Origin of the sequence: Streptomyces cinereospinus (assembly GCF_042430725.1) — a bacterium.
GTDB classification, from domain to species: Bacteria; Actinomycetota; Actinomycetes; order Streptomycetales; family Streptomycetaceae; genus Streptomyces; species Streptomyces cinereospinus.
Genome location: NZ_JBHMCY010000005.1, coordinates 30,593 through 52,140 on the forward strand (window position 1 = coordinate 30,593; position 21,548 = coordinate 52,140).

The window sequence follows — 21,548 nt, forward strand, 5'->3', positions numbered from 1 at the left end:
AGCCCACTCCACGGAACTGGCAGGCGGGAATCGTGAGGATCTTCGGCAAGGGACGGCACCGGCCCTCCGCTTCGTGGCGGCAGGCCACCGACCGGGCGTTCACGCTCATCGGGGACGGCCGGTACGAGGACGCGGGCGCGCTGCTGACGCGGGCCGCCGATCTGGAGCCCTGGCTGTCGGAGTCCTGGTTCAACCTCGCGCTGCTGCACAAGTTCCGGCACGACTGGGAGCAGGCCCGGGCCGCCGGGCTGCGGGCCGTCGCCCTGCTCGACCGGGAGACCGGCGCACCCGACTGGTGGAACGTCGGCATCGCCGCGACCGCCCTGCAGGACTGGCCGCTGGCCCGGCGCGCCTGGCAGGCCTACGGGCTGCACGTGCCGGGCGGGGCCACGGACTCCGGGGAGCCGCTCGGCATGGACCTGGGCAGCGCGGCCGTACGGCTGTCGCCCGAGGGCGAGGCCGAGGTGGTGTGGGGGCGGCGGCTGGATCCGGCGCGCATCGAGGTGCTGTCCATCCCGCTGCCGTCGTCGGGACGGCGCTGGGGCGAGGTCGTGCTGCACGACGGGGTGCCGCACGGGGAGCGGACCACCGCCGCCGGGCACTCCTATCCGGTCTTCGACGAGATCGAGCTGTGGGCGCCCTCGCCGGTGCCCACCTGGGTGGTGCTCCTGGAGGCCGCCACCGAGGCGGACCGGGACGCCCTGGAGCAGCTCGCCGCCGACGCCGGGTTCGCCGCGGAGGACTGGTCCTCGTCCGTGCGGCTGCTGTGCCGGCTGTGCTCGGAGTCGCGGATGCCGGCCGACGAGGGCGACGGGGAGCACCTCGACCCGCACGACCACAGCGAGCCCGGGCATCCGGGGCCGCTCGGGCATCGCACGGACGGGCAGCTGTGGGTGCCGGAGCGCGAGTGCGGGGTGGCCGCACCGGCGTCACTGGTCCGGGGACTGCTGGACGGGTGGGTCGCGGACAGCCCCGACTCCCGGGACTGGCGGGACCTGGAAGAGGTCTGCTGAGGCCGGTCCGCCGGTCAGGCGTGCCCCGCGGCCGCCTGGCGCCCGCAGGACGGACACGGTCCCGCCCCCCGAGGAGCGCGTTCCCCGTACCCTGTATCAGCATCACACCCCCCGTTCTTCCAGGAAGGCGTACGTCGGTCATGGCGCAGCAGGACACCGATCAGCAGCACGCGGGCGTGCTCCCCGTGGACGACGAGGGATTCGTCGTCGACACCGAGGAGTGCGAGGAGCGCGAGGCGGCCTGGCGTGAGCGGGGCACCTCGCGGCCGATCACCGTGGTCGGGAACCCGGTGCTGCACAAGGAGTGCAAGGACGTCACCGACTTCGGCGAGGAGTTCCAGCAACTGGTCGCCGACATGTTCGCCAGCCAGCGCACCGCCGAGGGCGTGGGCCTGGCCGCCAACCAGATCGGCGTCGACCTGAAGGTGTTCGTCTACGACTGCCCGGACGACGAGGGCGTCCGGCACGTCGGTGTGGTCTGCAACCCCGAGCTCGTCGAACTGCCCGCCGACAGGCGCCGGCTGGACGACAGCAACGAGGGCTGCCTGTCGGTGCCGACGGCGTACATGCCGCTGGCCCGCCCGGACTACGCCGAGGTGACCGGGCAGGACGAGCGGGGCAACCCGGTCAAGGTCCGCGGCACCGGTTACTTCGCCCGGTGTCTGCAGCACGAGACCGACCACCTCTACGGCTACCTCTACATCGACCGGCTCTCCAAGCGGGAACGCAAGGACGCGCTGCGGCAGATGGCCGAGAACGAGCCCCGCTACCCCGTGGTCGCGAACGACTGAGACCTCACCCCGCGCCCTCCTACGGCGTCTGCTCAGGCAATTGCCCCTGAGCGGGCGCCGTTTCGTCTGTCCTCCGGCTGCCCTTCGTACGTTCGATCGGGCGCATGTCGCCAGTGATCCAGAACCAGTCAGGCAACGGATGATCCCGGCACTTTCGAGTAGCGAATGCAGCAAATCCGTTCCCAGACGGGTCGGTTGTAGTGCTGAATGGAAGTGCGGGGTCACGCAACGGCGCACGCCCGGCACAGCGGGAGGGGTGTGCCCGACTGGCGGCTGAGAGGGGTTCGTCCGTGCCTGCTTTCCCACACAGCACCACCGCGACCGCAACGGCGATCGCGGTCCCACCCTCGCTGTCTCTTCCCGTGATCGAGGCGGCGTTTCCCAGGCAATCGCACCCGTATCGGCCCAGGCTCCGGGAGAAGACCCGTACCTGGCTCCTGGAAAAGCGGCTCATGCCGGCGGACAAGGTAGCGGAATATGCCGACGGCCTGTGCTACACCGATCTCATGGCGGGGTACTACCTGGGTGCCCCGGACGACGTGCTCCAGGCGATAGCGGACTACAGCGCGTGGTTCTTCGCCTGGGACGACCGGCACGACCGGGACGTCGTCCACCGCCGTCCGGCCGCTTGGGGCCGGCTGCGGGCACGGCTGCACGAGGCGCTCGACTCCCCCCTGGGCCACCTGCGTCACGGCGACCCGCTGGTGGCGGGGTTCGCGGACAGCGTGCTGCGGCTGTACGCGTTCCTGCCGCGCACCTGGAACGAGCGGTTCGCCCGGCATTTCCACTCGGTGATCGAGGCGTACGACCGGGAATTCCTCAACCGTACGCACGGCATCGTGCCGAGGGCCGAGGAATACCTGGCACTGCGCCGGCTCACCTTCGCCCACTGGATATGGACCGACCTGCTGGAGCTGAGCGCCGGACGGGAACTCCCGGACGCGGTGCGGAAACACCCGGCATATCGCAGGGCGGCGCTGCTGAGCCAGGAATTCGCCGCCTGGTACAACGACCTCTGCTCGCTGCCCAAGGAAATCGCGGGCGACGAGGTGCACAATCTCGGAATCAGTCTCATCACCCATGAAGGACTGACGCTCGAAGAGGCGGTCGCGGAAGTCCGGCGGCGCGTCGAGAGCTGTGTGCCCGACTTCCTCGTCGCCGAGCGGGAGGCTTCGCACTTTGCGGACGCTCTCGCCGACGGCACGGTACGCGGAAAGGAACTGAGCGCTGCCGTGAGCGCCTGCCTCGGGAACATGCGGAACTGGTTCAGTTCCGTCTACTGGTTCCACCACGAGTCCGGCCGTTACCGGATCGACAGCTGGGACGACCGGTCCACACCCCCGTACGTCAGCAACGAAACGGCAGGTGAGAAATGACCGTCGGATCCGTGCGGCCCGGGGCCCCGCAACAGCGGCCGGCACCGGAGCTGCGGGAACCCCCGTACGCGGGCGGCGGCGTCCCGCTCCTCGGCCACGGCTGGAAGCTGGCCCGCGACCCCCTGGCCTTCATGTCCCGGCTGCGCGACCACGGCGAGGTGGTCCGGCTGCGGCTCGGCCCCAGGACGGTGTACGCCGTCACCACCCCGGCGCTCACCGGAGCCCTGGCCCTCAGCCCCGGCTACACGATCGACGGCCCGCTGTGGGAGTCCCTGGAGGGGCTGCTCGGCGAGGAGGGCGTGGCCACCGCCAACGGCCCCCGCCACCGGCGGCAGCGCCGCACGATCCAGCCCGCGTTCCGGCTCGACGCGATCCCGGCCTACGGGCCGGTCATGGAGGAGGAGGCACACGGGCTCACCACCCGCTGGCGGCCCGGCGAGACCGTCGACTGCACCTCCGAGTCCTTCCGGGTCGCGGTGCGCATCGCGGCCCGCTGCCTGCTGCGCGGCCCGTCCATGGACGAGCGCGCCGAGCGGCTGTGCCGCGCCCTCGCCACCGTGTTCCGCGGCATGTACCAGCGCATGGTGATCCCGCTCGGGCCGCTGTACCGGCTGCCGCTGCCCGCCAACCGGCGATTCAACCGGGCGTTGGCCGATCTGCATCTCCTGGTCGACGAGATCGTGGCCGAGCGCCGCGCGTCCGGTCGGAAGCCGAACGATCTGCTGACGGCATTGCTGGCGGCGAAGGACGAGAACGGCGATCCCATCGGGGAACAGGAGATCCACGACCAGGTGGTCGCGATACTCACCCCGGGGAGCGAAACCGTCGCCTCCACGATCATGTGGCTGCTCCAGGCGCTCGCCGGGCATCCGGAACACGCGGACCGTATCCGGGACGAGGTCCGATCGGTGACCGGCGGCCGGCCGGTCGCATTCGCGGACGTCCGGAAGCTCACGCACACGAACCATGTCGTGGTCGAGGCGATGCGTTTGCGTCCCGCCGTATGGATACTGACCCGGCGGGCGGTCGCCGACACCGAACTCGGCGGCTATCGCATTCCCGCCGGAGCGGACATCGTGTACAGCCCGTACGCGATACAGCGCGATCCGCGATCGTACGCGGACCACCTGAAGTTCGACCCCGACCGGTGGCTGCCGGAGCGGGCGAAGGACGTGCCGAAATATGCCATGAGTCCGTTCAGCGTGGGTAATCGCAAGTGCCCGAGCGACCACTTCTCGATGGCCCAGCTGACGCTGATCACGGCGGCGGTCGCCACCAAGTACCGACTGGCGCAGGTGCCCGGGTCCGACGACGCCACCCGCGTCGGCATCACGCTCCGCCCGCAGCGGCTGCTGCTCAGGCCCGCGGAGCGGTGAGCGGCGCCGCCGCGTTCAGGCGGCCGCCGGGCCCCTGAACGTGCGGCGGTAGGCCTGGGGCGTGGTGCCCAGCGCCCGGACGAACTGGTGGCGCAGGGCGGCCGCGTTGCCGAACCCGGTCCGCCCGGCGATGGCGTCCACCGTCTCGTCCGTCGCCTCCAGCAACCGCTGGGCCAGCAGCACCCGCTGGCGCAGGATCCAGCGGTACGGAGTCGTCCCCGTCTCCTGCTGGAAGCGGCGGGCGAAGGTGCGCGGGGACATCAGGGCGCGGGCGGCCAGCTGCTCGACGGTCACCTCCTGGTCGAGGTGGCGCTCCATCCACACCAGCACCTCGGCGACGGCGTCCCCCTCGCAGCGGGGCAGCGGGCGCTCGATGTACTGGGCCTGGCCGCCGTCCCGGTGCGGCGGCACCACCATCCGCCGGGCGATCTTGTTGGCGACCTCCGGGCCCTGCTCCTTGCGGACGACGTGCAGGCAGGCGTCGATCCCCGCGGCCGTACCGGCCGAGGTGATCACCGGGCCCGCGTCGACGTAGAGCACGTCCGGTTCGACCACCGCGCGCGGATACCGCCGCTCCAGCTCGTCGGCGTGCCGCCAGTGCACCGCGCACCGCCGCCCGTCCAGCAGCCCCGCGGCGCCCAGCACGAACACGCCGGAGCACACGCTGAGCACCCGCGCGCCCCGCTCGACGCCCCGGCGCAGGGCGTCGAGCAGCTCGGGCGGGAAGGTCCGCGACTCGTAACGCGAGCCCGCCGGCACGGCGATCAGGTCGGCGCTCTCCAGGCGCTCCAGCCCGTGCTCGACACGCATCGAGAAGCCGGCGTTCGCCCGCAGCGCCGGCCCTTCGGCGGAGGCGACCGCGAAGTCGTACACCGGCAGTCCGTCGTCGCTCCGGTCGATGCCGAAGACCTCGCAGATCACGCCGAGCTCGAAGGGGTTCACCCCGTCGACGAGGACGGCGGCCACGTTCTGAAGCATGCCTCCAGTGTGCCCCGGAGGTGGCAGGAAATCGAGGGCATACGGCAGTCCTGCCACTGTCGGTAAGGAGTGTGCGGCGCGACAGTGGTGTCCATGAACACGAACCAGATCGAAGCACTCGTCGGCATGCTGGTGGTCGCCGGACTCTTCGCGATCATGGTCCTCCCCTCGCTGGTCGGTGCCGTGCGCGAACGGCGCATCGACCGGCAGCTCAGGGAGGCCCAGGACCGCGACCGGCGCGCGGAGGATCAGAAGTCCTCGTCCAGGTCGACCGTGCCCTCCACGGCGACCAGGTACGCCGAGGGCCGCCGCTCGAAGAAGTTGGTCAGCTCCTGAACCCCCTGGAGCTCCATGAAGGAGAAGGGGTTCTCGGAGCCGTACACCGGGGCGAAGCCGAGGCGCGTCAGGCACTGGTCGGCGACGCGCTCCAGGTACTGCCGCACGGAGTCGGTGCTCATGCCCGGGAGGCCGTCATCGCACAGGCCGCGCGCGAACTGCACAGCTCGGCCTCGACGGCCTCCCGCAGCATGTCGGTGACCTGCTTCCGGAGCCGGTCGTCGCAGAGGTCCGGCTCCTCCGTGCGGACGGTGTCGACCACGTCGAACGCGAAGCGACAGCGGGCCGCAGAGGTGTCCCACCTCGGCGGCCCGCCGCGGATCGGGTGTGGCGGGCGCGGAGTCCCCCGCGCCCCGGGCGTCGCCCTCGCGTGTGCCGCGGCAGGCGACGTTTGCCCGTGGAGGAGCGGCGTCCCGTGCGGTGAGAGTGCGTGCCGGACGTCGCGACGGGGCGAACGTTGCCTGCCGCGGCCCTAGCTAGTGGCCGGCTCCCGCGGTCGCCGGGGGCAGCTCGACCTGGACGCCCGGGTCGCCGGCGTCCGCCGTGTAGTCCTCGGGCCTGGTCTCGTCGATGCCCTCGGGGGCCTTCGCCGCCCTGAGCACGAACGTCAGGACCACGGTGACCAGCAGGTTGAGCACGAACGCGGTGAGGCCGAGGTAGCCGATCTCGCCGATGCCGGGGATCTCCGCCGACGAGCCGCCGAAGTGCTTCTGGGTCGGCGAGGCCACCCCGTACGCCGCGACCGTGCCGTAGACCATGCCGACGGCCCAGCCGGCCAGCAGGGCCCAGCGGTGGAACCAGCGGGTGAACAGGCCGCCGACCAGGGCGGGCATGGTCTGCAGGATCCAGATGCCGCCCAGCAGCTGGAAGTTGATCGCGACCGTCTTGTCCATGCCGAGGACGAAGACCAGGGCGCCGACCTTCACCAGCAGGGACACCAGCTTGGAGACCTTGGTCTCCTGCTCGGGGGTGGCGTCCGGCTTGAGGAAGTCCTTGTAGATGTTGCGGGTGAACAGGTTGGCCGCCGCGATGGACATGATGGCCGCCGGGACCAGCGCGCCGATGCCGATCGCCGCGAAGGCGACGCCGGTGAACCAGTCCGGGAACATGTTCTCGAACAGCTGCGGGATCGCCAGCTGGCCGTTCTCCACCTCGATGCCGGCCGCGATCGCCATGAAGCCGAGCAGGCCGAGCAGGCCGAGCATCAGCGAGTACAGCGGCAGGATCGTGGAGTTGCGGCGGATCACGTCCCGGCTGCGGCTGGACAGCACGGCCGTCACGCTGTGCGGGTACATGAACAGCGCGAGCGCCGAGCCCAGCGCCAGCGTGGCGTACGTCCACTGGGAGGCGGCGTTGGGGACCAGCCCGCCGGCGCCGGCCGCCGTGTACTTCTCGCTCGCCGCGCTGAAGACGTCGTCGAAGCCGCCCAGCTTGACGGGGATGTAGATGATGGCGACGGCGATCACGATGTAGATCAGCGCGTCCTTGACGAACGCGATCAGGGCCGGGGCCCGCAGACCCGACGAGTACGTGTACGCGGCCAGCACACCGAAGGCGATCAGCAACGGCAGGTCCTTGATGAACCAGTTGGTGTCCTCGCCGCCGCCGATGCCCATCACGTCCAGCACGGCCTGGATGCCGACCAGCTGGAGCGCGATGTACGGCATGGTGGCGAGGATGCCGGTGAGCGCCACCGCCAGGGACAGGCCCTTGGAGCCGAAGCGGCCGCGGACGAAGTCCGAGGTGGTGACGTATCCGTGCGTGTGGGAGACCGACCACAGCCGCGGCAGGAAGACGAACATCATCGGGTAGATGAGGATCGTGTACGGCACCGCGAAGAAGCCGGCCGCGCCCGCCGCGTAGATCGCCGCCGGTACGGCGACGAAGGTGTACGCCGTGTAGAGGTCGCCGCCGAGCAGGAACCAGGTGATCCAGGTGCCGAACGACCGGCCGCCCAGGCCCCATTCGTCGAGGCTGTGCTCGTTCTCGGCCCGGCGCCAGCGCGCTGCCAGGAAGCCCATCACCGTGACGGCGAGGAAGAAGAGGATGAAGACGGCGAGTGCGACGCCGTTCACGCCGTCCTTCACGCTCCGGCACCCCCCTGCGTCCTGCGGGCGCGCTGGTCGCGCTGCCACAGCCGGTACGCGAGCATGGTCAGCCCGGTGGAGATCACGACCCAGGCCATCTGGTACCAGTAGAAGAACGGGATGCCGATGAACGTCGGATCCAGCTTCGCGTACGAGCCCACCCAGAGCATGGCCACGAAGGGCGCTATCAGGCAGAGGGCGATGACGACGCGCACGGGCGTCACCACCGGCCCCGCTCTGTTCACATCTGGGGCATCTGACATCTGACGGCTCCGTCCCCTCGTTGATTACCTGGTGTAACGCGCAGGCAATCTAGGTCACGGTGTCCCGCCATCGGAACCCCTTGCTCACATACCGGTATCTCAGCTGCGGCGAAAGCCCTGCCGCCGGTCCTTTTCCTGGCGGTCCGTCCGCATGCGCTGGAACTCCCGCCGGGACGGCACCCCCGCCCCCGGGAGGACGGCAGGGCAGGCGGTGCGGCGCGCGCGCCGCACCGCGGACAGGGTCAGGCCTGGGGCCGCTTCAGTCGCGCCGCGCTGTGCCGTCCCAGGGGAACGCCCGGACTCCCGGCCGGTCGGGGCTCGCCGTGGCCCGTCAGGCCTGGGGCCGCTTCAGTCGCGCCACGAACTTGTAGCGGTCACCGCGGTACACCGAGCGGACCCACTCCACCGGCTTGCCCTCGCGGTCCAGTGAGTGCCGGGACAGCATCAGCATCGGCAGGCCCACGTCGGTGCCGAGGAGCCCGGCCTCCCGGGGCGTGGCCAGCGAGGTCTCGATGGTCTCCTCGGCCTCGGCGAGATGCACGTCGTAGACCTCGGCGAGGGCGGTGTAGAGGGACGTGTACTTGACCAGGCTGCGGCGCAGCGCCGGGAAGCGCTTGGCGCTCAGGTGGGTGGTCTCGATGGCCATCGGCTCGGCGTTGGCCATGCGCAGCCGCTCGATGCGCAGCACCCGCCCGCCGGCGGTGATGTCGAGCAGCTCGGCGAGCCGGTCGTCGGCGGTGATGTAGCCGATGTCCAGCAGCTGGGAGGTGGGCTCCAGGCCCTGCGCGCGCATGTCCTCGGTGTACGAGGTGAGCTGCAGTGCCTGCGAGACCTTCGGCTTGGCCACGAACGTGCCCTTGCCCTGGATCCGCTCCAGCCGCCCCTCGACGACCAGCTCCTGAAGGGCCTGCCGCACGGTCGTGCGCGAGGTGTCGAACTCCGCGGCCAGTGTGCGCTCGGGCGGGACCGGGGTGCCGGGCGGCAGGGTCTCCGTCATGTCGAGCAGGTGCTTCTTCAGGCGGTAGTACTTGGGCACGCGCGCGGTACGGACGGCCGTCCCGTTCTCGTTCTCCGCACTGCTGACCTCAGTACTCATGCTCCGCCTTCCCGGCTCGCGTACCGGCCGGTCCGGCGAGGCGCCGGCCCGGCTCACATCGTGGCACGACCGCGCGCGAGAGGGCCCCGCACGCTCCGTGATCCCCCCTGTATACCGTCGCGGCCCTCGATGGTCTAGTCCAGGGCGCCCGTGTGGTCTACCTGCGAAGGGTCGCCGCGGCCCCGGTTTTCGCGGGGTTCTTACTTAAAGGTTCCTGCATATGTAGGTCCCGTAACGGCTGGTGGGGGCGTACGCGAGACCCTTGACACGCCCTATGGTCTGGGCCAAGCTCCCCGGTACTGGTCTACACCATTGGTCCAGGTCCCGGCCCCAGGGCGGTACGTCAGTCACCGCGGGGACGAGGGGGGTTTGTGGCATCCCTGAGGAGGGTGGCGTGAAGCGCAAGCTGATATCCGCGATCGGTGTCGCGGGCATGCTGGTGTCCATCGCGGCGTGCGGCAGTGAGGACGGCGGCAGCGAGGGCAAGGCGGGGGCGGAGGGCTACGCCGGCCAGACGCTCACGGTGTGGGTGATGGACGGTTCCTCGCCGGACCAGTGGCAGAAGGACGTCGCCGCCGCCTTCGAGGCGAAGACCAAGGCGAAGGTCACGTTCGAGATCCAGCAGTGGAACGGCATCCAGCAGAAGCTGACCACCGCCCTGTCCGAGGAGAACCCGCCGGACGTCTTCGAGATCGGCAACACCCAGACCCCGGCCTATGCCAAGACCGGCGGCCTCGCCGACCTGGCCGACCTCAAGTCCGAGATCGGTGCCGACTGGACCGAGTCGCTCAACGACTCCTCGGTCTTCGAGGGCACGCAGTACGCGGCGCCCTGGTACTTCGCCAACCGCGTCGTCGTCTACAACAAGAAGGTCTGGGCCGACGCCGGCATCAAGGGGACGCCCAAGACCCGCGACGAGTTCTACGACGCCCTGAGGACGATCGGCGAGAAGACCGACGCCGAGCCGATCTACCTGCCCGGCCAGAACTGGTACCACTTCGTCGGCCTGGTGGTCGGCGAGGGCGGCGAACTGGTCAAGAAGGACGGCGACACGTACGTCTCCAACCTCGCCGACCCCAAGGTCGCCGCCGCCATGGAGACCTACAAGAAGTTCCAGGCCCTCTCCAAGGCCCCCAAGGACAAGGACGAGGCCACCCCGCAGCAGGGTGAGGTCTTCGGCAAGGGCGACGTCGGCGCGTTCATCGGCATGGGCTGGGAAGCCGGCATCGCCGTCGAGGCCAACCCGGAGATCGAGAAGGAGATCGGTTACTTCACCATCCCGGGTGCCACGGCCGACAAGCCCGAGGGCGTCTTCCTCGGCGGCTCGAACCTCGCGGTCGCCGCGGGCAGCCAGAAGCAGGAGCTGGCCAAGGAGTTCCTGAAGATCGCCCTCAGCGACGAGTACGAGGGACAACTGGCCAAGCTCAACGGCGTCATCCCGAACAAGGAGTCGCTGCAGGGCAACGTCAAGGGCAACCTGGCCGCCGAGGCCATGGCGCCGGCCGCCGCCGGCGGTGGCACCACCCCGCTGATCCCGGAGTGGGCCGCGGTCGAGAACGCGCCCAACCCGATCAAGACCTACATGACCGCCGTGCTGAACGGCAAGACCCCGGCCGAGGCCGCCGAGCAGGTCGAGGACGAGTTCAACAAGCGCCTGTCCCAGGAGAGCTGAGCGCATCAGCGGGGCCGGGGCCGCGCGTGCACCGTACGGCCCCCGCCCCCGGGTTCACGTAGGCCGAGAGAGAGATCGCGAGCATGACCGTGCAGACCGAACGGCCGCCCTCCGGCCCGGTGGAGGTGCACCAACCCGGCGGCTCGGGGGCCGGCGGGCCCAGGCCGCGCGCCACGGCACGCCTCGGGGCGTCCACCCCGTACCTGTTGCTGCTGCCGGCCTGTGCCGCCACCGTGCTGCTGCTCGGCTGGCCGCTGCTGAAGGACATCCTGCTGTCCTTCCAGAACCTCAACATGGCGCAGCTGATCCAGCACGTCACCGAGTGGAACGGCGTCGAGAACTACCAGGAGGTCCTCACCGGCGAGGACTTCTGGCGGGTCACCCTGCGCTCGATCCTGTTCACGGCGGTCAACGTCGCCCTGACCATGGTCCTGGGCACGCTGGTCGGCCTGCTGCTCGCCCGGCTCGGCAAGCGGATGCGGCTGACGCTGCTGCTCGGCCTGGTGCTGGCCTGGGCCATGCCGGTCGTCGCGGCGAGCACCGTCTACCAGTGGCTGTTCGCCCAGCGGTTCGGCGTCGTCAACTGGGTGCTGGACAAGCTCGGCTGGCACTCGATGGCCGACTACAGCTGGACCAGCAGCCAGATGTCGACCTTCTTCGTCGTCACCCTGCTGATCGTGTGGATGTCGATCCCGTTCGTCGCGATCAACCTCTACGCGGCGACCACCACCATCCCCAAGGAGCTGTACGAGGCCGCCTCCCTGGACGGCGCCGGCGCCTGGCGCAGCTTCACCACGGTCACCGTGCCGTTCCTGCGGCCCTTCCTCTACGCGACGACGTTCCTGGAGATCATCTGGATCTTCAAGGCGTTCGTGCAGGTCTTCACCATCAACGGCGGCGGCCCCGACCGGCTCACCGAGATCCTGCCGGTCTACGCCTACGTCGAGGGCGTCGGCAACCAGCACTACGGGATGGGCGCCGCGATCGCCGTCCTGACCATCCTGATCCTGCTCGGCCTGACCGCGTACTACCTCAGGATCGTGCTCAAGCAAGAGGAGGACGAGCTGTGAAGCGCTCACTCTTCGGCCGCCTGTGGCCCAACGTCACGGCCCTCGTGCTGTTCGCCGGCTTCGTCTTCCCCGTCTACTGGATGTTCGCCACGGCCTTCAAGCCGACCGGCGACATCATCGCCGAGGACCCGGTGTGGTTCCCGACGGACGTCACCCTGGACCACTTCAGGACCGCGGTCGCCGCCGACCACTTCTGGACGTTCGTCACCAACTCCCTGACCGTCACCGTCCTGGCCGTGGTCTTCTCGCTGATCATCGCGCTGGCCGGCTCCTTCGCCCTGGCCCGGATGCGCTTCAGGGGGCGGCGCGGCTTCGTCATCGGCTTCATGGTCGCGCAGATGGCGCCCTGGGAAGTCATGATCATCGCGATGTACATGATCGTACGGGACGCCTCGATGCTGAACAGCCTCGTGCCGCTGACGGCCTTCTACATGATGATGATCCTGCCGTTCACCATCCTCACGCTGCGCGGCTTCGTCGCCGCCGTGCCCGTGGAGCTGGAGGAGGCGGCGATGGTCGACGGCTGCACCCGGATGCAGGCCTTCCGCCGGGTCATCCTGCCGCTCCTCGCGCCCGGCCTGATGGCCACCTCGATGTTCGGCTTCATCACCGCCTGGAACGAACTGCCGCTGGTCCTGGTGCTGAACAAGGACGCCGAGGCCCAGACGCTGCCGCTGTGGCTGACCAGTTTCCAGAGCGTCTTCGGCGACGACTGGGGCGCGACCATGGCGGCGTCCTCGCTGTTCGCGATCCCGATCCTCGTCCTCTTCGTCTTCCTGCAGCGCAGGGCCGTCAGTGGTCTGACCGCCGGCGCGGTGAAGGGATAACCCCCTCGATGACCACATTCGCCAGCGACACCGACACCCTGACCCGGGACGCGCTGACGGTCCTCCAGCCCGGCTTCACCGGCACCGCGGCCCCCGACTGGCTGCTGCGCCGCCTCGGCGAGGGCCTCGCCTCGGTCGGGCTGTTCGGCCGCAACATCTCCTCACCCGAGCAGCTCGCCGCCCTCACCGCCCAGCTGCGCGCGGAGCGGGACGACGTGCTGGTCGCCATCGACGAGGAGGGCGGTGACGTGACGCGCCTGGAGGTGCGCACCGGCTCCTCCTTCCCCGGCAACCACGCCCTCGGCGCGGTGGACGACACCGAGCTCACCAGCGAGGTCGCCGCGGAGCTGGGCCGCCGGCTCGCCGCGTGCGGGGTGAACCTCAACTGGGCCCCGTCGGCGGACGTGAACTCCGACCCGGACAACCCGGTCATCGGCGTACGGTCCTTCGGCGCCGACCCGGCCCTGGTCGCCCGGCACACCGCGGCCTACGTCACCGGCCTGCAGTCGGCCGGCGTCGCGGCCTGCACCAAGCACTTCCCCGGCCACGGCGACACGAACGTCGACTCGCACCACGCCATGCCCCGCGTCGACGCGGACGCGTCCGTGCTCGGGGAGCGCGAACTGGCCCCCTTCCGCGCGGCGATCACCGCGGGCACCCGGGCGGTGATGAGCGCCCACATCCTGGTCCCGGCCCTGGACCCGGACCGCCCGGCGACGCTGTCCCGCCACATCCTGACCGACCTGCTGCGCCGCGACCTCGGCTACGACGGACTGATCGTCACCGACGGCATGGAGATGCGGGCCGTCGCGGCCGCCTACGGCATCGAACGCGGCAGCGTCCTGGCCGTCGCGGCGGGCGCCGACGCGATCTGCGTGGGCGGCGGCCTGGCCGACGACGAGACGGTACGGCGGCTGCGTGACTCCCTCGTGGCGGCGGTGCGCTCCGGTGAGCTCGCCGAGGAGCGGCTGGCGGACGCGGCGGAACGGGTCCGCGCACTGGCGGCCTGGACCGCGGAGGCGGCGCGCGCCCGAGCCGTGGGGCGGCCCGCACCGGACGGCGAGGTGGGGCTGCGGGCCGCCCGGAGGGCGCTGCGGGTCACCGGCGCGGCAGGCTTCACACCGCTCACCGCGGCACCCTACGTCGCGGCCCTCACCCCCGTCGCCAACATCGCCGTCGGCGAGGAGACCCCCTGGGGCGTGGCGGCGGAGCTGGCCGCCCTGCTCCCCGGCACCGGGGCGGGCACGTTCGCCGGCGACGTCGCGGGCGGCGCGGTCCTGGCAGCGGCGGGGGAGCGCCGGATCGTGGCGGTCGTCCGCGACGAGCACCGGCACGCGTGGATGGCGACCGCCCTCGACACGCTGCTCCGGGCCCGCCCCGACACGATCGTGGTCGAGATGGGCGTGCCCCAGGCCCCGCCCCGGGGCGCCCTGCACATCGCCACGTACGGCGCGGCCCGGGTGTGCGGGCGGGCGGCGGCGGAGGTCGTCGCCGGGATGTGAGCGACGGCGGGGGCGCGGGGGCCGCGGACCGCGCCGCTCCTCCTTTGGACGTCCTCTCCCCGGAGGAGGAGGATCGAAAAGGGGGGACCGGACGTAGGGAACCGCACCGAGGGCCGTGCCCGGAGGTGATGCCGCGATGACAGCCCCCACTCGAGGTCCCAACCGCTTCACCGGTGCCTTCGGCAGGAGACCGGCGGCGCGCGCGCTGGGCGCCGGCGACGTGGGCGTGCTCCTGCTGCGCCTGGCGGTGGGACTGCTCCTGGCGGGTTACGGGGCGCAGAAGCTGTTCGGCATGTTCGGCGGGGCGGGGCTCGACGCCACGGGCCGGGCCCTCGCCCAGCAGGGGTACGAACCGGGCACCTTCTTCGCCGCCCTGGCGGGAGCCTCGGAGATCGTCGGCGGTCTGGGCCTGGCGGCCGGGCTGCTCACCCCGCTGGCCGCCGCGGCCGTGATCGGGGTGATGGTCAACGCCATGGCGGTGGCGCCCCAGTACACCCTGTGGCCGGCCGGGCCCCCGGCGTTCGCGTACCCCATGGTGCTCTGTGTCGCCGCACTCACCATCGCCGCGGTGGGCCCCGGCCGCGTGTCGCTCGACACCTTCTTCCCCTGGCGGGACGGCGGCTGGATCCCGTTCGCCGTCGCCCTGGGCCTGGGCGTGCTGGGAGGCGTGCTGGTCCTGGTGCTGTGAGGGGGAAACGCCGGGAGCGGGAGCCCGGAAGGGAGGGGACCCGGAAGCGGCGGGGCCCGGGAAGGGGCGGGGACCTGGTAAGGACGACGGGGCCCGGGAAGGGGCGGGGACCTGGCAAGGACGGGGCCCGGGAAGGGGGCCCGCCAGGAGTACGCCGCCTGGACCGCCGCCGGCCAGCCCGGCGCCTGACCCGCTCACGCCCCCAGCTCCCACTCCCGGGCGGTGAACACCGTCCGGCCGCCGGGTGCCGGGCTCTACGATCACCGCATGCCAGACAGGGCATTTGGCAAGGACGGTGCCCCGGGAAAGGCCGGGACCCGCCCCGCCGGCGGCCGTCACGCCCGGCCGGTCAGATCCCTTGCCACGCCGGCTTGCCGGCGTAGGTGTGCCGGAAGTAGTCCGCCAGCTTCAGCTCGGACGCGGCGGCCTCGTCGACCACCACGGTGGCGTGCGGGTGCAACTGGAGCGCCGAGGCCGGGCAGACCGCCGCGACCGGCCCCTCCACCGTCGCCGCGACCGCCTCGGCCTTCCCCTCACCCGTCGCCAGCAGCACCAGGTGCCGCGCCTCCAGGATCGTCCCGATGCCCTGCGTGATGACGTGGTGCGGGACCTGGCCGATGTCGCCGTCGAAGAACCGCGCGTTGTCGATCCGGGTCTGCTCGGTCAGCGTCTTGATCCGGGTCCGCGAGGCCAGCGAGGAACACGGCTCGTTGAACCCGATGTGCCCGTCGGTCCCGATGCCCAGCAGTTGCAGGTCCACCCCGCCGGCCTCGGTCAGCGCCCTGTCGTACGCCGCGCACGCCGCGGGGATGTCCTCGGCCGTCCCGTCCGGGCCCATGAACGCGTCCATCCCCAGCCCGAGCGGCTCCAGCACCTCACGGCGCAGCACCGACCGGTACGACTCCGGATGCTCGGCCGGCAGCCCCACGTACTCGTCGAGCTGGGCTATCCGCGCCCGTGAGGCGTCCACGGCGCCGGACCGCACCCTGGCCGCCAGCGCCTGGTAGACGGGCAGCGGCGTCGAGCCGGTGGCCACGCCGAGCAGGGCGTCGGGCTTGCGCCCGAGCAGCTCCGCCATGGCCTCGGCGATCAGCTCGCCGCCCGCCTTGGCGTCGGGAACGATGACAACTTCCACGCTGGGCCTGCCGATCTGGAGAGAGGACTCGAAGGGCACCCGGAAGGGGCCATGTGGTTTAGACCAATCTAACAGAGAGGGTGCCTCCGCCTCAGGTGAAGACGGGCCGTCGGACGGGCGCTCGCGGAGGCGTGAGCGGGGGCGGGGGAGTGCAATGGCGCTGCCGCGACCGCGCTCACCGACGTCCTGGTCGTCACCGTCAGCCAGTCCGGTGGCTCCCCGGACCTGGTCGCCGCCACCCGGGCCGCCCGCGAGGCCGGCGCGATCACCCTCGCCGTGACCAACAACCCGGACTCCGCGTCGGCCGGCGTCGCCGAGCACCACCTCGACATCCTGGCCGGACCGGAGAAGGCGCTCCCCGCGACCAAGGCCTGCACGGCCTCCCCGCTCGCGCTCCATCTCTTCGTCGAGGGCCTGCGCGGCGGCGACGGCGCCCCGGCCGGGGCACTGCCCGGCCGGGGCGAACAACTGCTCGCCCGGCACGACGAGGTCCGCTCCCTCGCCGCCCGCTACCGCTTCGCCGAGCGCATGGTGATCACCTCACGCGGCCACGGCTGCCCCACCGCCGAGGAGGCCGCCCTGAAGCTGATGGAGACCAGCTGCATCCCGGCCCTCGCCTGCTGCGGCGCCGACCTCCTGCTCGGCCCGCCCGCCCTGGTCGACAACGTCTCCCCGGTCATCGCGGTCATCACCGACGGCAAGGGGGCGAGGCACTCCGGCCCGTCCTCGGCCGGCTCCGCGGCCGGGGCGCCGACCCGGTCGTCATCGGCCCCCGCGGCCAGGTGGAAGGCGCCTCGGCCGGTTTCGTCCTGCCCACCGAGGACGTGGCCGAGGAGGTCCAGCCCATCCTGGCGATCGTCCCGCTCCAGCTGCTGGCCCACGAGGTCGCCATCGCCCGCGGCCAGGACCCGCACGCGCCCCGCGCGCCGGCGAAGGTGACGGAGACGCGCTGAGCGACGGGTGCCCGTCCGCGCGCGGCCGCCGCCCTCGCCCGGTGCACCGGCGCGCTGGTCCGGGGCGTGTCCCCACGGGCGCGCGACGGCGCGAGCCGCGAGGAACGGAGGCTCTCGCCGAAATTGCCCCGGCACATCCGGCCCCGTACGTGGGCCAGTCGGGTTAGGCTGCCAACCGCCAACACCGCACAGTTCTCCACAACAATCCGCTCCGACGCATGGACACGGATAATGGTCTAGTCCACAATGCGTGGGGCGACGTAGAAACCAAGAGCCTCCGTCTTCCCCGCACAGGAAGGCGGACCGAGGAACCGGTGCTCTCTGCCCTGACTGCCCCGGCTCCTCACCCTTCGGCCGACCGGGACCGCACACCCCACGGCCGATGCTGCTCCGGGCTGCGGTGCCGGGAGGGTTGAGGGTCCCTCCCAGGCGCCGCGGCCCGCGGGTGTTCCCGGCCCCGTCCAGACGGTTTTAGGCCCTGCACAGACCGCCGGGTACGCTCGCAGACGTGCCCTCCATGAACGAACTGGTCCGCCAGCACACCGCCCTCGACGACTCCGACCTCGAGTGGCTGCATCTGCTGGTCTCGGAGTGGCAGCTGCTCTCCGACCTCTCCTTCGCCGACCTGGTCCTGTGGGTCCCCACCCGTGACGGCACCCGTTACCTCTCCATCGCCCAGATGCGGCCCAACACCGGCCCCACCTCCTACCAGGACGACATGGTCGGCCACCTCGTCCCGCGCGGCCGGCGCCCCATGCTGGACGCGGCGCTGGACGAGGGCCGGATCGTGCGCGAGGGCGACCCCGAGTGGCGCGAGGAGGTCCCGGTCCGCGTCGAGTCGATCCCGGTACGGCGGGAAGGACGCGTCCTCGGTGTCATCGCCCGCAACACCAACCTGCTCACCGTGCGCACCCCGAGCCGGCTGGAGCTCACGTACCTGCAGAGCGCCTCGGACCTGGCGCAGATGATCGCGGCCGGCTCCTTCCCGTTCGCCAACCAGCAGCTCGACATGGACGCCTCGCCCCGCGTCGGCGACGGCCTGATCCGGCTGGACGCGGACGGCGTCGTCCAGTACGCCTCGCCGAACGCGCTGTCCGCCTACCACCGCATGGGCCTCGCCGCCGACCTCGTCGGCCACCACCTCGGCCGGACGACCGCCGAACTCGCCCCGACCCACGGCCCGGTGGACGAGGCGCTGGCCAAGGTGGCCAGCGGCTGGGCGCCGCGCGAGTTCGAGATCGAGGCCAACGACGGGGTCATCCAGTTCCGGGCCATTCCGCTCAAGCCCAAGGGCACCCGTATCGGTTCGCTCGTCCTGCTCCGCGACGTCACCGAACTGCGTCGCCGCGAGCGGGAGTTGATCACCAAGGACGCCACCATCCGGGAGATCCACCACCGGGTGAAGAACAACCTCCAGACGGTGGCGGCCCTGCTGCGGCTCCAGGCCCGGCGCATCGAGTCCGAGCGCGGCCGTGCGGCCCTCGACGAGGCGGTACGGCGGGTCGGCTCGATCGCGATCGTGCACGAGACGCTCTCCCAGAACCTGGACGAGCGGGTGGAGTTCGACGAGATCGCCGACCGGGTGCTGGCGATGGTCGCCGAGATCTCGCCCGGCAAGGTCGCGGGCCGGCGCACCGGCCGCTTCGGCATCCTCGACGCCGAGGTCGCCACCCCGCTGTCCATGGTGCTCACCGAGGTGCTGCAGAACGCCCTGGAGCACGGCTTCCGCGAAGGCGACACCGGCACCGTGGAGGTGTCGGCCGTGCGAGGCGGGACGAGCAAGGAGGCCCGCCTGCTGGTCACGGTGCAGGACGACGGGGTCGGCCTGCCCGCGGGCTTCGACCCGCGCACCTCCGGCAACCTCGGCCTGCAGATCGTACGGACGCTGGTGGAGGGCGAATTGGGCGGTACGTTCGACATGGTCCCGGCACCGGAACGCGGCACACGGGTCATCCTGGACATCCCGGTACGCGCCCAGAAGTGACACACCCGCACAGTCGGGCGCGGCGAGCGCCGGCTGCGGGGGAGGCGGGGGCGGAACAGCAAAGGACCCCGGACCGTCGGAACGGTCCGGGGCCAGTGCGCATCAGGGGTACTGCGCGCTGCGGCTCGGGGGCGGGAGATGCGTACTCGCTGTACGCGCCGCCAAGCTCAGGCTGTCAGCGGGGTGGGTGTGTCAGGCGGAGGCCTGACGGGCCCGGTTGCGGGCGGCGCGGCGCTTCATGGCGCGGCGCTCGTCCTCGCTGAGACCACCCCAGACGCCGGAGTCCTGGCCGGACTCAAGCGCCCACTGCAGACACTGCTCGATCACCGGGCAGCGACGGCAGACGGCCTTGGCTTCCTCGATCTGCAGCAGCGCAGGACCGGTGTTGCCGATGGGGAAGAAGAGCTCGGGGTCTTCCTCGCGGCAAACGGCGTTGTGACGCCAGTCCATGGCTGCTACCTCTCCTTGGTATTACCTGAAGATATGCTTGTGAATGTGAACGCTTTCACGAATCCCTCAACAAGTGAAGGGCCGACCACCGAGTCTTCCTCGGCGTGGTCCTGGGTTTGTAGAGGGGTTCCGGTGACCTGTGGAGGCCGGTGTTGCGGGCCGTCCCGATCGCCAAGTAGAGACTTGCAAACCTCGGCGGCGGATACAACCCCTTCCGGAAAGTTTTTTTTGATTCCTCGGTGTCGACTAGGTCACAGCCGTACTTCCATGGGGTGGACCCTGGCCTAAACGTTCGAGTGAAAGGACTTTAGCCCCTTCTGCTCACACAATCACACGCAGTGCACGGCGTACGCCTGTGAACGTCACGCTGGTACGCAGCCCGAGATGGTCACCGTCCATCTGAAGGGGCAGCGGTGCCTTCGAATGCAAGGTGAACTCACTCAGGTCGTGCAGGGACACGGCGTGCCTGCCGTGGGGCCCGCGCTCGGGGGACGAAGTGAGCAACTGGGTGCCATACCGGGCGACAGCGGGCGCCGACATCCGGGTCAGGCCGAACACATCGAGCCCCGTGTCGAACGAGGCCCTGGGCGAGGCGTACATCGGCCGGTTGCCGAGGAACGTCCAGGGGGCGGTGTTCGACGCTATGCACAGCAGCAGATCCGTCACCGGATCCTCACCTTCCCGCTCCAGGGTGATGGTGCCCTGGCGGCGGCTCGGCTCGCCGAGCAACTGGCGCAGCACCTGGCGGACGTAGAGCGCGTGCGTCGACTTCCTGCCGCGCTCGCGCTGCTGTTCGACCCGGCCGACCACGCCGGCGTCGAAACCGAGCCCCGCGTTGAAGGTGAACCAGCGTGACGGCACCGCCTCGTCCTCGGTGCCCGGGGTGCCGGAGGTCAGACCGAGCCCGACGGTCCGCTCGCTGCCCTCGCGCAGCGCGTCCAGCACGGCGCCGGTGGCCTCGACGGCGTCGTTGGGCAGCCCCAGCGCGCGGGCGAAGACATTGGTGGAGCCGCCGGGGACCACGGCGAGGCCGGGGACGTGACCGGGAGCGGGGCCGTGGTGCAGCAGGCCGTTGACCACCTCGTTGACCGTGCCGTCACCGCCGAGGGCGACCACCAGGTCGATGTCGTCGCTCTCCGCCGCCTGCCGGCCCAGATCGCGCGCGTGCCCGCGGTACTCGGTGGTGACCGCCTCCAGTTTCATCTCGCTGGCGAGGGCGTGGATGAGGACATCGCGCGTACGTGCGCTTGTGGTGGTTGCCGCCGGATTGACCACGAGAAGTGCACGCATGACTGGCAGGGTACCTACTGGGCGGTACCGGGCACAGGCCGGACCGTGATCCGGCGGAGGGTCACGGCGTGAGCCTGCACACGGGTTTCCGGGGCCGTGCCCTGGGCGCCGTCCCGGGGGCTTCCGGGGCGCCGGTGCGGTGCGGGCTACCCTTCAGGGGTGAGCTCTCAGCAGAACCCCACCCCCGCGACCGAGGCCGCCGCGGCGGCCGGTCCCCGTCCCGTCCGGCTGACCGTGGCGGCCGCGCTGACCGCGCTGGAGGGGCTCGCGCTGGTGGTCGGCGGCGTCTGGATCCTCGTCCTCGGACTGACCGGGCACCCGGACGACCGGCAGCAGGCCGTCACGGGAGGCGTCACGCTGGTCGTGCTCGCGCTGCTGCCGCTGCTCGCCGCGCGCGGGCTGCTCGGCCGGCGCGGCTGGAGCCGCGGCCCGGCCGTCATCACGCAGATCATCTCGCTGCCGGTGGCGTACAACCTGCTCCAGGCCGACAGCATGGCCATCCCCGGCGGCATCGCCCTGGCGGCCGTCGCGGTGGCGTCCCTGATCCTGCTCCTCAACCCCGAGACGACCCGGGCCCTGGGCATCCGGGGGCCGGGCGACGCGGAGAAGTGACCGAGGCGGACCGCACCACCGCCGACCCTCGCCGGGCGGGGTGGGCCAC

Annotated in this window: 19 protein-coding genes and 2 pseudogenes; 13 read left to right on the plus strand and 8 right to left on the minus strand. The window is 71.2% G+C overall.

Annotated elements, in window-relative coordinates:
* Positions 1-32: 32 nt before the first annotated feature.
* From ACFF45_RS03675 to ACFF45_RS03690, 4 genes are all read left to right on the plus strand, one after another.
* A complete protein-coding gene (locus tag ACFF45_RS03675; RefSeq protein WP_381341773.1) occupies positions 33-1,013 on the plus strand; it encodes a tetratricopeptide repeat protein in 981 nt (326 codons plus the stop codon).
* Between the two features lie 140 nt (positions 1,014-1,153).
* Entirely contained in the window at positions 1,154-1,804 is a 651-nt protein-coding gene (def, locus tag ACFF45_RS03680) for a peptide deformylase (protein ID WP_381341776.1), read from the plus strand.
* 290 nt (positions 1,805-2,094) lie between these two features.
* Complete coding sequence (gene cyc1, locus ACFF45_RS03685) at positions 2,095-3,180, plus strand: epi-isozizaene synthase (RefSeq protein WP_381341778.1); 1,086 nt, start codon at positions 2,095-2,097, stop codon at positions 3,178-3,180.
* Positions 3,177-4,556, plus strand: coding sequence for a bifunctional albaflavenone monooxygenase/terpene synthase (locus ACFF45_RS03690; RefSeq protein ID WP_381341781.1), 1,380 nt, complete (start codon positions 3,177-3,179; stop codon positions 4,554-4,556). Before cyc1 ends, ACFF45_RS03690 begins: the two co-directional genes overlap by 4 nt.
* Before the next feature lie 15 nt (positions 4,557-4,571).
* Here ACFF45_RS03690 and ACFF45_RS03695 read toward each other — a convergent pair whose 3' ends face one another.
* Positions 4,572-5,534 (minus strand): helix-turn-helix domain-containing protein, encoded by a 963-nt coding sequence (locus tag ACFF45_RS03695; protein WP_381341783.1) that lies wholly within the window; start codon positions 5,532-5,534, stop codon positions 4,572-4,574.
* A 93-nt stretch (positions 5,535-5,627) separates the two neighbouring features.
* Between ACFF45_RS03695 and ACFF45_RS03700 the strand changes: the two genes are divergently transcribed.
* Positions 5,628-5,870, plus strand: coding sequence for a hypothetical protein (locus ACFF45_RS03700; RefSeq protein ID WP_381341785.1), 243 nt, complete (start codon positions 5,628-5,630; stop codon positions 5,868-5,870).
* Here the strand turns inward: ACFF45_RS03700 and ACFF45_RS03705 are convergent.
* The 4 genes and pseudogenes from ACFF45_RS03705 to ACFF45_RS03720 form a co-directional block, all read right to left on the minus strand.
* Positions 5,783-6,144 (minus strand): annotated as a pseudogene (locus ACFF45_RS03705) (ribonucleotide-diphosphate reductase subunit beta); the annotation flags it as partial. The gene ACFF45_RS03700 and the pseudogene ACFF45_RS03705 sit on opposite strands and share 88 nt — an antisense overlap.
* 202 nt (positions 6,145-6,346) lie before the next feature.
* Positions 6,347-7,957 (minus strand): monocarboxylate uptake permease MctP, encoded by a 1,611-nt coding sequence (mctP, locus tag ACFF45_RS03710; protein WP_381341788.1) that lies wholly within the window; start codon positions 7,955-7,957, stop codon positions 6,347-6,349.
* Entirely contained in the window at positions 7,954-8,220 is a 267-nt protein-coding gene (locus ACFF45_RS03715; protein ID WP_381341791.1) for a DUF3311 domain-containing protein, read from the minus strand. The genes mctP and ACFF45_RS03715 overlap by 4 nt, the downstream gene beginning before the upstream one ends.
* 331 nt (positions 8,221-8,551) lie before the next feature.
* On the minus strand, positions 8,552-9,316 hold the full coding sequence (locus ACFF45_RS03720) for a GntR family transcriptional regulator (protein WP_381341794.1): 765 nt from the start codon (positions 9,314-9,316) through the stop codon (positions 8,552-8,554).
* A 394-nt stretch (positions 9,317-9,710) separates the two neighbouring features.
* On the opposite strand from ACFF45_RS03720, the gene ACFF45_RS03725 reads away from it, so the two are divergent.
* The 5 genes from ACFF45_RS03725 to ACFF45_RS03745 all read left to right on the plus strand — a co-directional run bounded on the left by ACFF45_RS03725 (position 9,711) and on the right by ACFF45_RS03745 (position 15,075).
* Positions 9,711-10,988, plus strand: coding sequence for an extracellular solute-binding protein (locus ACFF45_RS03725; RefSeq protein WP_381341797.1), 1,278 nt, complete (start codon positions 9,711-9,713; stop codon positions 10,986-10,988).
* 83 nt (positions 10,989-11,071) lie between these two features.
* Complete coding sequence (locus ACFF45_RS03730; RefSeq protein WP_381341800.1) at positions 11,072-12,058, plus strand: carbohydrate ABC transporter permease; 987 nt, start codon at positions 11,072-11,074, stop codon at positions 12,056-12,058.
* Positions 12,055-12,885, plus strand: coding sequence for a carbohydrate ABC transporter permease (locus ACFF45_RS03735; protein ID WP_381341803.1), 831 nt, complete (start codon positions 12,055-12,057; stop codon positions 12,883-12,885). The genes ACFF45_RS03730 and ACFF45_RS03735 overlap by 4 nt, the downstream gene beginning before the upstream one ends.
* An 8-nt stretch (positions 12,886-12,893) precedes the next feature.
* On the plus strand, positions 12,894-14,387 hold the full coding sequence (locus ACFF45_RS03740; RefSeq protein ID WP_381341806.1) for a glycoside hydrolase family 3 protein: 1,494 nt from the start codon (positions 12,894-12,896) through the stop codon (positions 14,385-14,387).
* 136 nt (positions 14,388-14,523) lie between these two features.
* Complete coding sequence (locus ACFF45_RS03745) at positions 14,524-15,075, plus strand: DoxX family protein (protein WP_381341808.1); 552 nt, start codon at positions 14,524-14,526, stop codon at positions 15,073-15,075.
* A 349-nt stretch (positions 15,076-15,424) separates the two neighbouring features.
* On the opposite strand, the gene nagB is transcribed toward ACFF45_RS03745, so the two are convergent.
* Entirely contained in the window at positions 15,425-16,210 is a 786-nt protein-coding gene (gene nagB / locus ACFF45_RS03750) for a glucosamine-6-phosphate deaminase (protein ID WP_381341810.1), read from the minus strand.
* Between the two features lie 174 nt (positions 16,211-16,384).
* Here nagB and ACFF45_RS03755 point away from each other — a divergent pair.
* A pseudogene (locus tag ACFF45_RS03755) lies at positions 16,385-17,163 on the plus strand (SIS domain-containing protein); the annotation flags it as partial.
* Between the two features lie 517 nt (positions 17,164-17,680).
* Positions 17,681-19,147: a sensor histidine kinase gene (locus ACFF45_RS03760; RefSeq protein ID WP_381342057.1), complete on the plus strand. Its 1,467-nt coding sequence runs from the start codon at positions 17,681-17,683 to the stop codon at positions 19,145-19,147.
* A gap of 192 nt (positions 19,148-19,339) precedes the next feature.
* Here ACFF45_RS03760 and ACFF45_RS03765 read toward each other — a convergent pair whose 3' ends face one another.
* Together ACFF45_RS03765 and ACFF45_RS03770 are read right to left on the minus strand one after the other, a co-directional pair.
* Positions 19,340-19,597 (minus strand): WhiB family transcriptional regulator, encoded by a 258-nt coding sequence (locus tag ACFF45_RS03765; protein WP_003992873.1) that lies wholly within the window; start codon positions 19,595-19,597, stop codon positions 19,340-19,342.
* Positions 19,598-19,918: 321 nt separating this feature from the next.
* Complete coding sequence (locus ACFF45_RS03770) at positions 19,919-20,887, minus strand: diacylglycerol/lipid kinase family protein (RefSeq protein ID WP_381341813.1); 969 nt, start codon at positions 20,885-20,887, stop codon at positions 19,919-19,921.
* Between the two features lie 159 nt (positions 20,888-21,046).
* Between ACFF45_RS03770 and ACFF45_RS03775 the strand changes: the two genes are divergently transcribed.
* Complete coding sequence (locus ACFF45_RS03775) at positions 21,047-21,499, plus strand: hypothetical protein (RefSeq protein ID WP_381341816.1); 453 nt, start codon at positions 21,047-21,049, stop codon at positions 21,497-21,499.
* Positions 21,500-21,548: the final 49 nt, after the last annotated feature.

Excerpts from the sequence above, each read along its gene's own strand:
- ACFF45_RS03715 (WP_381341791.1), bottom strand. The coding sequence starts at position 8,220 with ATGTCAGATGCCCCAGATGTGAACAGAGCGGGGCCGGTGGTGACGCCC.
- ACFF45_RS03695 (WP_381341783.1), bottom strand. The coding sequence starts at position 5,534 with ATGCTTCAGAACGTGGCCGCCGTCCTCGTCGACGGGGTGAACCCCTTC.
- ACFF45_RS03740 (WP_381341806.1), top strand. The coding sequence starts at position 12,894 with ATGACCACATTCGCCAGCGACACCGACACCCTGACCCGGGACGCGCTG.
- ACFF45_RS03730 (WP_381341800.1), top strand. The coding sequence starts at position 11,072 with ATGACCGTGCAGACCGAACGGCCGCCCTCCGGCCCGGTGGAGGTGCAC.
- ACFF45_RS03765 (WP_003992873.1), bottom strand. The coding sequence starts at position 19,597 with ATGGACTGGCGTCACAACGCCGTTTGCCGCGAGGAAGACCCCGAGCTC.
- ACFF45_RS03770 (WP_381341813.1), bottom strand. The coding sequence starts at position 20,887 with ATGCGTGCACTTCTCGTGGTCAATCCGGCGGCAACCACCACAAGCGCA.
- def (WP_381341776.1), top strand. The coding sequence starts at position 1,154 with ATGGCGCAGCAGGACACCGATCAGCAGCACGCGGGCGTGCTCCCCGTG.
- ACFF45_RS03745 (WP_381341808.1), top strand. The coding sequence starts at position 14,524 with ATGACAGCCCCCACTCGAGGTCCCAACCGCTTCACCGGTGCCTTCGGC.
- ACFF45_RS03760 (WP_381342057.1), top strand. The coding sequence starts at position 17,681 with ATGAACGAACTGGTCCGCCAGCACACCGCCCTCGACGACTCCGACCTC.
- ACFF45_RS03700 (WP_381341785.1), top strand. The coding sequence starts at position 5,628 with ATGAACACGAACCAGATCGAAGCACTCGTCGGCATGCTGGTGGTCGCC.
- ACFF45_RS03690 (WP_381341781.1), top strand. The coding sequence starts at position 3,177 with ATGACCGTCGGATCCGTGCGGCCCGGGGCCCCGCAACAGCGGCCGGCA.
- ACFF45_RS03720 (WP_381341794.1), bottom strand. The coding sequence starts at position 9,316 with ATGAGTACTGAGGTCAGCAGTGCGGAGAACGAGAACGGGACGGCCGTC.